Genomic DNA, 9,812 nt, shown 5'->3' on the forward strand with positions numbered 1-9,812 from the left:
TCGATCATGGACGGGACCGGCCCCACGCCGGGGTCGGCGGGCTCCGGTACCGGACCCGGCGCAGAACCGTGTCTCACGTCCTGCCGGGGCCGGGGTGCGCCGTTACCCTCTGCGTAACCGTCCGATGTGTCCGTCTGGGCGAACGACCCCCCGGAGGCTGCAGTGCGCATCCTGGCAGTGATCGTCGTGCTCTGGCTGATCGTCGGCGCGTTCGCCGCCTACCAGCGCGGCTACTTCGGCGGCGCGGACGCCTCCTGCACGGGCGTCGGCACCACGCTGCTGACCGTCGTCGTCGGGCCGCTCAACTACGTCGGTGTCAACCCGAAGATCGACTGCACGGTCCCGCAGCCCTCGACCTGAGTCCGGTCAGGCACCGGACTCCGTGACGCCGCGGCGCAGGTCGGCCGCGGGGAACGGAGGCCGGTCGTCGAACCGGCTCGACAGCCGTCCCGCGGCCCGCCACGCGCGGGCGGTGAGGTCGCGGTCCTCCTCGGTGACGAGGTTGCCCATCACGCGTAGCGCGACCGTCATCAGCGCCCGTGACCGCATCCCGACGGGACCGGCCAGCGGCAGCAGCCGCGGGATCGTCAACAGCCCGGCGAGGCGGCGCGCGATGGAGAACGCCTGGCCGTAGTGCTCGCGCAGCAGTGCGGGCCACGCGCGGGCGAGGTCCTTCTCGCCGGTCATGAGCTCGGCGATGACCCGGCCCGTCTCGAGGCCGTAGTCGATGCCCTCGCCGTTGAGCGGGTTGATGCAGCCGGCGGCGTCGCCGATCAGGCCCCAGTTCGGGCCGGCGACCCCCGACACCGCGCCGCCCATCGGGAGCAGCGCCGACGACCGCATCCGCAGCTCGCCCTCCAGCTGCCAGTCGTCGCGGCGGGCGGCTGTGTAGAGGTCGATGAGGGCACGCAGCTGGATGTTGGCCGGGCGCCGGTCGGTGGCGAGGGTGCCGACGCCGATGTTGACCTCGCCGTTGTGCAGCGGGAACACCCAGCCGTAGCCCGCGAGCACCTCGTTCTCGGTGCCGCGCAACTCCAGGTGCGAGGAGATCCAGGGGTCGTCGCTGCGGCCCGACGTGATGTACGCGCGGGCGGCGACGCCGTAGGCCGTGTCCTTGTGCCATTCCCGCCCCAGGATCCGGCCGAGGCTGGAGCGGTGCCCGTCGGCGATGACGACCCGCTCGCAGCGCACCGTCGTCGACGAGCCGTCGGCCAGGGTGAACACGACGCCGCTGATCCGCTCGCCGTCCCACTCGACGTCGACGGCCTTCGCCCCCTCCATCGGGACCGCGCCGGACTCGAGCGCCACCCGGCGGATGCGGTCGTCGAGCTCCAGGCGCGGCACCGCGGACCCGTTGGCGGGCAACGACCTACCCGGCCACGGCAGCTCGAGGACCTGGCCGAACCCGGCGGCGCGCAGCCCACGGTTGGACCCGTGCTCGCGCAGCCACGGCCCGAGCCCGAGCCGGTCGAGCTCCGCGACCGCCCTCGGGGTGAGCCCGTCGCCGCAGGCCTTGTCGCGCGGGAAGACCGCTGCGTCGGCGAGGACGACGTCGATGCCGTGCCGGGCGGCCCACGCCGCGGCGGCGGATCCCGCGGGCCCGGCACCGACCACGAGCAGGTCGGTGGCGCCGGGGACGGGGGAGGTGGCGGGGTCCATGCCTCCAGTGTCGCAAGCCGGGCCGCTGCGCGTCGGACGCCGGGGCCAGGTCACACCCTCTTTCCCCCGCGCGGTGGGGATCGGGCCCACGGACACGGCCGGGGGCAGGGCCGGAACCGTCGGGGGCGGATGCCAGGGTGATCGCGTGGCCGGACCCGTGCGGACCCCGACCGCCGCCTCCCGTGCCGCCGCCTCCCGTGCCGCCGCGGCCGGGACCCGGCGGCGCGCCGCCGCGCGCGGCGAGTGGGAGCCCGCCGCGGTCGCGCCGGTCGCCAGGGTTGCGGTCGACGTGCCGTTGGCCCACCTCGACCGGCCCTTCGACTACCGGGTCCCCACACATCTCGACGACGTGGCGGTCCCCGGGGTGCGGCTGCGGGTCCGGTTCGCGGGACGGCTCGTCGACGGCTTCCTGCTGGAGCGCACCGAGGAGTCCGGGCACGGCGGGCGGCTCGCGTGGGTGGAGAAGGTCGTGTCGCCGGAGCCCGTGCTCACGAGCGAGGTCGCGGCGCTGTGCCGGGCGGTCGCGGACCGCTACGCGGGGGTCTTCGCCGACGTCGTCCGGCTCGCGGTCCCGCCGCGGCACGCCCGGGCCGAGGGCCGCCGCGCGGTCGCCCCGGCGGCCACCGACGAGGACCGCGGCGGAGAGGCCGGATCGGAGGACGCCGGGGGCGACGGACCGGGAACCGCCGCGGCGACGTCGACATCGGACCTCGCGACGACGACCGGTCCGGAGAGCCGGGCCGACGAGTGTGCGGGCAGCGCGAGTGCCGCGGTCGTGCCGCTCCCGGCGCTGCAGGCGGCAGCCGGCAGTCGACCGGTGGGCCCGCCCGGCGCCGTCGGCGGCTGGTCGCGCTACCCGCGCGGGTCCGCGTTCCTCGCCGCCCTCGGCTCCGGCCGGGCGGCACACGCGGTCTGGCAGGTGCTGCCGGGGGAGCAGTGGGCGGCGCGGCTGGCCGAGGCCGCGGCGGCGACCGCCGAGACCGGGCGCGGCGCCCTGCTGGTGGTCCCCGACCAGCGCGACGTCGAGGTCCTGCACGCCGCCTGCGGTGCGCGGGTCGGGGAGGACGCGGTCGTCGCGCTCACCGCCGATCTCGGTCCCGCCGAGCGTTACCGGCGCTGGCTGCGGGTGCTGCGCGGGGAGGTGCGGGTCGTCGTCGGGACCCGGGCGGCGGCGTTCGCGCCCTTGTCGAACCTCGGCCTCGTCGCGGTGTGGGACGACGGCGACGACTCCCACTCCGAGCCGCGGGCACCGTATCCACAGGTCCGTGACGTGCTGGTGCTGCGGGCGCACGCCGTGGGGGCGGCGCTGCTCGTCGCCGGGTACGCGCGGACGGCGGAGGCGCAGCTGCTCGTCGAGTCGGGGTGGGCGAACGAGATCGTCGCCGACCGTGCGACGCTGCGGGCCACGATGCCGCGGGTCACGGCGCTGGAGGACTCGGCGGGAGCGATGGCGCGCGACCCGGACGCCCGCGTCGCACGCATCCCGGCGGTCGCGTTCGAGGCGGCCCGCGCCGCGCTGACGGCAGGCCGCCCGGTGCTGGTGCAGGTCCCGCGGGCGGGATACGTGCCGTGGCTGTCGTGCAGCCGCTGCCGGGAGAGCGCGCGGTGCCGGCACTGCGCCGGCCCGCTGGCGCTGCCCTCCGGGACCGGTACCGACGGCGCGCCGGGGCTGCCGCACTGCCGCTGGTGCGGCCGCGTCGAGTCGTCCTACCGCTGCGGGGGCTGCGGCGGGCGGGCGCTGCGGGCGTCGGTGACGGGGTCGCGGCGCACGGCGGAGGAGCTGGGCCGGGCGTTCCCGGGTGTGGGGGTGCGCCAGTCCGGCGGCGGTGTCGACGTCCTCGCCGGCGTGGGTGGGGGGCCGGGGATCGTCGTCGCGACCCCGGGTGCGGAGCCGCCGGCCGAGGGCGGGTACGGCGCGGCGCTGCTGCTCGACGGCTGGGCGTTGCTGTCACGTCCGGACCTGCGGGTCGCCGAGGAGACGTTGCGGCGCTGGCTGGCGGCGGCGGCGCTCGTCGTCCCGCACGGCGACGGTGGCCGGGTGGTCGTGGTCGAGGAGGCCGGCGTGCCGGTGGTCCAGGCCCTCGTCCGCTGGGACCCCGCCGGGCACGCGGCGGCGGAGCTGGCGGCGCGCGCCGAGGTCGGGTTCCCGCCGGCGGTGCGGATGGCGTCGGTGGAGGGGCCGGCGGCGGCCGTCGCGGAGGTCGCCGAGGCGGCCGAACGCGGCGGGGCCGAGGTCCTGGGCCCGGTGGAGATCGAGAGCTCGACGCCGGGGGAGGGGCCACGGGAGCGGGCGCTGCTGCGCGTCCCGCGCGCACAGGGCCGGGCCCTCGCCGCGGCCCTGGCGGCGGCGCAGGCCACCCGCAGCGCGCGGAAGGCGGCCGATCCCGTGCGGGTCAGGATGGATCCGCTGCAGATCGACTGAGCGCCGCTGCGGCAGATCGGCCGGGCGCCGCGGGGCGGGGCCCGGGAACGCTGCGTGGCAGAATCGACCGGTCCGTTCCACTCTGCAGGGAGCTCCGTGTCCGTCCAGCCCGTCCGGCTCTTCGGTGACCCCGTGCTGCGCACGCCCGCCGTCGAGGTCACGACCTTCGACGCGGAGCTGCGCAGGCTCGTCGCCGACCTCACCGACACCATGCACGACGAGGGCGGTGCCGGCCTCGCCGCGCCGCAGATCGGCGTCGGCCTGCGGGTGTTCACCTACGACTGCGACGAGTTCTCCGGGCACCTGGTCAACCCGACGTTCGACGTGGTCGGCGACGAGGACCGGCTCGGGCCCGAGGGCTGCCTGTCGATCCCCGGACTGAGCTGGGACTGCCGCCGGCACCTGCACGTCGTCGCCCGGGGCTGGGACATGCACGGCGAGCCGCTGACGATCGAGGGCTCCGAGCTGCTGGCCCGCTGCATCCAGCACGAGACCGACCACCTCGACGGGGTGCTGTTCGTCGACCGGCTCGACGCCGAGACCCGCAAGCTCGCGATGGCCGAGATCCGGGCGGCCGAGTGGTTCGGCGGGAACGAGCCCGTCGTGAAGGTCAGCCCGCACCCGATGTTCGGCCGGGCGCGCTAGGTGCGCCTGCTCTTCGCGGGCACCCCGGAACCGGCGGTGCCGTCGCTGCGTGCGTTGCTCGACTCCCCGGACCACGAGGTCGTCGCGGTGCTGACGCGGCCCGACGCGCCCGCCGGCCGCGGCCGGTCGCTGCACCGCTCGCCCGTCGGCGCCCTGGCGGACGAGGCCGGCGTCCGGGTGCTCACCCCGCGCAGGCCGTCCGAACCGGAGTTCCTCGCGACGCTGGCGGAGCTGGCGCCCGACTGCGCACCCGTCGTCGCCTACGGCGCGCTGGTACCGCGCGCGGCGCTCGACATCCCCGTCCACGGCTGGGTCAACCTGCACTTCTCGCTGCTCCCGGCCTGGCGTGGCGCCGCGCCGGTGCAGTCCGCGATCCGCCACGGCGACGACGTCACCGGCGCGACGACGTTCCGCCTCGAGGAAGGTCTCGACACCGGCCCGACCTTCGGGATCGTGACCGAGACGGTGGGCGACACCGACACCTCGGGTGTGCTGCTGGGCCGGCTGGCGGTGAGCGGCGCGGCGCTGCTCCTCGCCACCCTCGACGGGATCGCCGACGGCACGGTCACCGCGGTGCCCCAGCCCGCCGACGGGGTCTCCCTGGCCCCGAAGGTCACGGTCGCCGACGCGCGGGTCGACTGGTCGGTGCCCGCCACGGCGACCGACCGCCTCGTGCGGTCGGTGACGCCCGAACCGGGCGCCTGGACGACGTTCCGCGAGCAGCGCCTGGGCCTGGGCCCGGTCCGGCCGGTCCGTACCGGCGAGATCGCGCTCGCCCCCGGCGCGCTGCACGTCGAGAAGAAGCGGGTGCTGGTCGGCACCGCGACGGTGCCGGTGGAGCTGGGCGAGGTCCGGCCCGTCGGCAAGAAGGCGATGCCCGCCCCCGACTGGGCCCGCGGTGTGCGCATCGCCGATGGAGAGGAACTCTCGTGAACGAGCAGCGGCGGTCGACCGGCGATCGCAGGCGGGGCGACGGCCCGCGTCGCAACGCCGGGCCCCCGCGGGGTCGTCGTGGCCCGGAGCGGCCGATCTCGGTCGATCCCGCCAGGGCTGCCGCGCACGAGCTGCTGACGGCGGTCCGGGAGCGCGACGCCTACGCCAACCTGGCGCTGCCCGCGATCCTGCGCCGGTTCCGGCTGCGCGACCGTGACGCCGCCCTGGCCACGGAGCTCGGCTACGGCACGCTGCGCGCGCTCGGGCTGCTCGACGCGATCGTCGCCGCGTGCGCCGACCGGCCGCTGCACCGCATCGAGCCGCCGCTGGTCGACGCCCTGCGCATCGGGGCCTACCAGCTGCTGCGCACCCGCATCCCCGCGCACGCGGCCGTCGACACCATCGTCGACCTCGTCCGCGACCGGGCCGGGTCCCGCTCGGCCGGGTTCGTCAACGCGATCCTGCGCGGCGTCGCCGAGCACGACGAGGCGGCGTGGACGGCGAAGCTCGCCCCGCCGGCCGACGAGGACCTGTTGGGGCACAGCGCGTTCGTCCACGCCCACCCGCGGTGGATCGCGCAGGCGTTCGCCGACGCGCTGGGCAGCACCGAGGAGCTCGACGTGGCGCTGGCCGCCGACGACGCGCGGCCCGTCGTGCACCTGCTCGCCCGCCCCGGCGAGATCACCGCCGAGGAGCTGGCGCTGGTCACCGGTGGCAGCGAGGCGCCGTACTCGCCGTACGGGGTGCACCTCGAACCCGGCTCCGGCGACATCGGCGAGATCGACGCGGTCGCCGAGGGCCTCGCCGTGGTGCAGGACGAGGGCAGCCAGCTCGTCGCCCTCGCGCTGTCGCGGGCCGGGCTCGTCGGCGAGGACACCGGCCGCTGGCTCGACCTGTGCGCCGGCCCCGGGGGCAAGGCCGTGCTGCTCGGCGGGCTCGCCGCCATCGACGGCGTCACCCTCGACGCGGTGGAGCAGTCCGAGCACCGCGCCGACCTGGTCCGCCGCGCCGTCGACGGGCTGCCCGTCACTGTGCACACGGCCGACGGCCGCGAGGCCCCGCTGCCCGACGACACGTTCGACCGCGTCCTCGTCGACGCCCCTTGCACCGGTCTGGGTGCGCTGCGCCGCCGTCCCGAGGCGCGGTGGCGGCGCAACCCCGAGGACGTCGCGGGGCTCGCCCGGCTGCAGCGCGAGCTGCTCACCGCCGCGCTGCGGCACGTGCGTCCCGGGGGGGTCGTGGCCTACGTGACCTGCTCGCCGCACCTGTCGGAGACCGCGGGTGTGGTGACGGCGGTGCTTCGCCGCCGCGACGACGTCGAGCGGCTCGACGCCCGGGAGGTGCTGCCGGGCGTCCCGGACCTCGGTGACGGGCCCGCGGTGCAGCTGTGGCCGCACCGCCACGGTACGGACGCGATGTTCATTACACTGCTCCGCCGGGTGCGCTGATCCCCCTGTACGGTGATCGCACAGGTGAGGTCCTGACGGTCGACGGAATCGTCGGAGGACATCGCCCACACATGCGCGCCCGGCAACGGGTGCCCAGTAGCCTCTGAGGCGTGCATCCCTTGATCGCCCCCAGCATGCTGTCCGCCGACTTCGCCCGCCTGGCCGACGAAGCCGACGTGGTCACCGGTGCGCCCGGTGAGGGAGCCGACTGGCTCCACATCGACGTCATGGACGCCCACTTCGTGCCGAACCTGACCCTCGGCCTGCCGATCGTCGAGTCCCTGCTCAAGGCGACCGCCGTGCCGCTCGACTGCCATCTCATGATCGAGGACCCCGACCGGTGGGCCCCTGCCTACGCCGAGGCCGGTGCCTACAACGTCACCGTCCACGTCGAGGCGGCCCACGACCCGGTCGCGCTGGCGAAGAACCTGCGCGCCGCCGGGGCCAAGGCGGGCCTGTCGATCAAGCCGGGCACCCCGCTCGAGGACCACCTCGACACCCTGAAGCACTACGACACGCTGCTGATCATGAGCGTCGAGCCGGGCTTCGGCGGCCAGTCGTTCATCCCCGAGGTGCTCGACAAGGTCCGCACCGCGCGGCGCCTCGTCGACACCGGGCACCTCACGGTGCTCGTCGAGATCGACGGCGGCATCAACGCCGCGACGATCGAGCAGGCCGCCGAGGCCGGCGTCGACTGCTTCGTCGCGGGCTCCGCGGTCTACGGAGCCGACGACCCGATGCGCGCGGTCCAGGCGCTGCGCGGCCAGGTCGTCGAGTCCAACCCGCACCGGTGGGCCACGGCATGACCCCCACGCCGGTGACGGGCGCGGTCCGCACGAGCGGACCCGCCCGTCACCGGCGCGGCCGGACACCACGATGACCGGCCCGCTCACTCCTGCCGACGCGATGCGCCTCGCGCTCGCCGCCTCCTCGCGCGTACACGGCACGACCAGCCCCAATCCGCCCGTCGGCTGCGTCGTCCTCGACGCCCACGGCCACGTCGCCGGTACCGGGGCCACCGCGCCGCCCGGCGGGCCGCACGCGGAGGTCGTCGCACTGGCCGAGGCAGGGGACCGGGCCCACGGCGGCACCGCCGTCGTCACCCTCGAACCCTGCGCGCACCACGGCCGCACCCCGCCGTGCACCGACGCGCTGCGCGCCGCCGGGATCGCCGCCGTGCACCTCGCCGTCGCCGATCCCAACCCCGTGGCCGCCGGCGGGGCCGACGTGCTGCGCACCGCCGGGGTCACCGTCACCGCCGGGACGCTCGCCGCCGAGGTCGTCACCGGCCCGCTGCGAGCCTGGCTGCACGCGCAGCGCACCGGCCGCCCGCACGTCACGTGGAAGTTCGCGGCGACCCTCGACGGGCGCAGCGCCGCCGCCGACGGCACCAGCCGGTGGATCACGGGCCCCGGCGCCCGCGCCCGCGTCCACGCGCTGCGTGCCGTGAGCGACGCCGTCGTCGTCGGCACCGGGACCGCGATCGCCGACGACCCCGCCCTCACCGCACGCGACGACACCGGCCGCCCACTGCCGCACCAGCCGCTGCGGGTCGTCGCCGGGCGCCGCGACGTCGTCGCGGGCTCGCACCTCGATGCCCCCGACGTCCTGCACGTGCGCACCCACGACCCCGACGAGGTGCTCGCGGCGCTGCGCGACCGCGGCGTCGTCGACGTCCTCCTCGAGGGCGGACCCCGGCTCGCGGGGGCGTTCCTCGCGGCCGGGCGGGTCGACCGGGTGCTCGCCCACGTCGCACCCGCGCTGCTCGGCGCCGGAACAGCCGCACTGGGCGACGCCGGTGTGGGAACGATCGAGGACATCCTGCGGTTGCAGGTGGCACATGTGGAACTGGTGGGGGGCGACGTGCTGATCGACGCCGTGCCGGACAGCACGGTCGTCACGGCGACGCCCCCACGAACCGCGGCCCTGTCCGGGCGGACCCCGGATGCCGGCGGCGGATCCTGAACGAGGAGGGACGGCGGAAGATGTTCACCGGGATCGTCGAGGAGGTCGGCGAGATCGTCGACGTACGGCACGACGCCGACGTCGTCGTGCTCACCGTACGAGGACCGCGGGTGTCCGAGGATGCCGCGCACGGTGACTCGATCTCCGTCAACGGCTGCTGTCTCACCGTCGTCGACGACGAGGCCGCCGACGACCGCTTCCGCCTCGAGCTCGTCCCCGAGACGCTCAAGCGAACGTCGCTGGGCGCCGCCGTCGCGGGCTCGAAGGTCAACCTGGAACGCGCGCTGCCCGCGGGTGGCCGCCTCGGCGGCCACATCGTGCAGGGTCACGTCGACGGGATCGCGACCCTGCTGGGCCGCACCCCCGGAGAGCGCAGCGACGAGGTGACGTTCAGCCTTCCCCGGGAGCTGGCGCGCTACGTGGTGGAGAAGGGGTCGATCTGTGTCGACGGCGTGTCGCTGACCGTCGCGGCCGCCGGCGACGACACCTTCACCGTCGCGCTCATCCCGACGACTTTGGCGGACACCACACTCGGAATACGGTCCGCGGGGGATACCGTCAACATCGAGGTCGATGTCGTCGCTAAATACGTGGAGCGGTTGACGGCCGGATACCGGCGCGGCGCCGACGAGGAGGCAGGAACCCAGTGAGCGACGTGGCGAGCAGCAGCGCCGGGACGACGGCGGCGGCCGACCGGCGCCGTGCGTTCGAGCTGATCGAGCGGGCGGTGGCCGACCTGG

The 9,812-nt window shown here is 76.0% G+C and carries 9 protein-coding genes; 8 read left to right on the top strand and 1 reads right to left on the bottom strand.

Annotated features, from left to right (window positions below; translation table 11 throughout):
* Positions 1 to 162 precede the first annotated feature (162 nt).
* Positions 163 to 360 carry a hypothetical protein gene (locus TOK_RS23625; protein WP_098960182.1) on the top strand — a complete coding sequence of 66 codons (198 nt, stop codon included), beginning with the start codon at positions 163 to 165 and terminating at the stop codon, positions 358 to 360.
* 6 nt (positions 361 to 366) lie between these two features.
* Here the strand turns inward: TOK_RS23625 and TOK_RS23630 are convergent, their stop codons facing one another.
* A complete protein-coding gene (locus TOK_RS23630) occupies positions 367 to 1,659 on the bottom strand; it encodes a geranylgeranyl reductase family protein (protein WP_098960183.1) in 1,293 nt (430 codons plus the stop codon).
* Positions 1,660 to 1,804: 145 nt separating this feature from the next.
* Between TOK_RS23630 and TOK_RS23635 the strand changes: the two genes are divergently transcribed.
* The 7 genes from TOK_RS23635 to TOK_RS23665 all read left to right on the top strand — a co-directional run bounded on the left by TOK_RS23635 (position 1,805) and on the right by TOK_RS23665 (position 9,722).
* Complete coding sequence (locus tag TOK_RS23635; RefSeq protein ID WP_253258591.1) at positions 1,805 to 4,081, top strand: primosomal protein N'; 2,277 nt, start codon at positions 1,805 to 1,807, stop codon at positions 4,079 to 4,081.
* A 96-nt stretch (positions 4,082 to 4,177) separates the two neighbouring features.
* Positions 4,178 to 4,726, top strand: coding sequence for a peptide deformylase (gene def, locus TOK_RS23640; protein ID WP_098960184.1), 549 nt, complete (start codon positions 4,178 to 4,180; stop codon positions 4,724 to 4,726).
* The gene (locus tag TOK_RS23645) at positions 4,727 to 5,659 is read left to right on the top strand and encodes a methionyl-tRNA formyltransferase (RefSeq protein ID WP_098960185.1); all 933 of its coding nucleotides are present in this window, start codon (positions 4,727 to 4,729) and stop codon (positions 5,657 to 5,659) included. It begins immediately after the preceding gene.
* Complete coding sequence (locus tag TOK_RS23650; RefSeq protein ID WP_098960186.1) at positions 5,656 to 7,107, top strand: RsmB/NOP family class I SAM-dependent RNA methyltransferase; 1,452 nt, start codon at positions 5,656 to 5,658, stop codon at positions 7,105 to 7,107. The genes TOK_RS23645 and TOK_RS23650 overlap by 4 nt, the downstream gene beginning before the upstream one ends.
* Positions 7,108 to 7,226: 119 nt before the next feature.
* A complete protein-coding gene (gene rpe, locus TOK_RS23655) occupies positions 7,227 to 7,913 on the top strand; it encodes a ribulose-phosphate 3-epimerase (protein WP_098960187.1) in 687 nt (228 codons plus the stop codon).
* A gap of 70 nt (positions 7,914 to 7,983) precedes the next feature.
* Complete coding sequence (gene ribD / locus TOK_RS23660) at positions 7,984 to 9,072, top strand: bifunctional diaminohydroxyphosphoribosylaminopyrimidine deaminase/5-amino-6-(5-phosphoribosylamino)uracil reductase RibD (RefSeq protein WP_098960188.1); 1,089 nt, start codon at positions 7,984 to 7,986, stop codon at positions 9,070 to 9,072.
* Positions 9,073 to 9,092: 20 nt separating this feature from the next.
* The gene (locus TOK_RS23665) at positions 9,093 to 9,722 is read left to right on the top strand and encodes a riboflavin synthase (protein WP_098960189.1); all 630 of its coding nucleotides are present in this window, start codon (positions 9,093 to 9,095) and stop codon (positions 9,720 to 9,722) included.
* Positions 9,723 to 9,812 lie beyond the last annotated feature (90 nt).

It is taken from the genome of Pseudonocardia sp. N23, from assembly GCF_002583555.1.
Taxonomy (GTDB): domain Bacteria; phylum Actinomycetota; class Actinomycetes; order Mycobacteriales; family Pseudonocardiaceae; genus Pseudonocardia.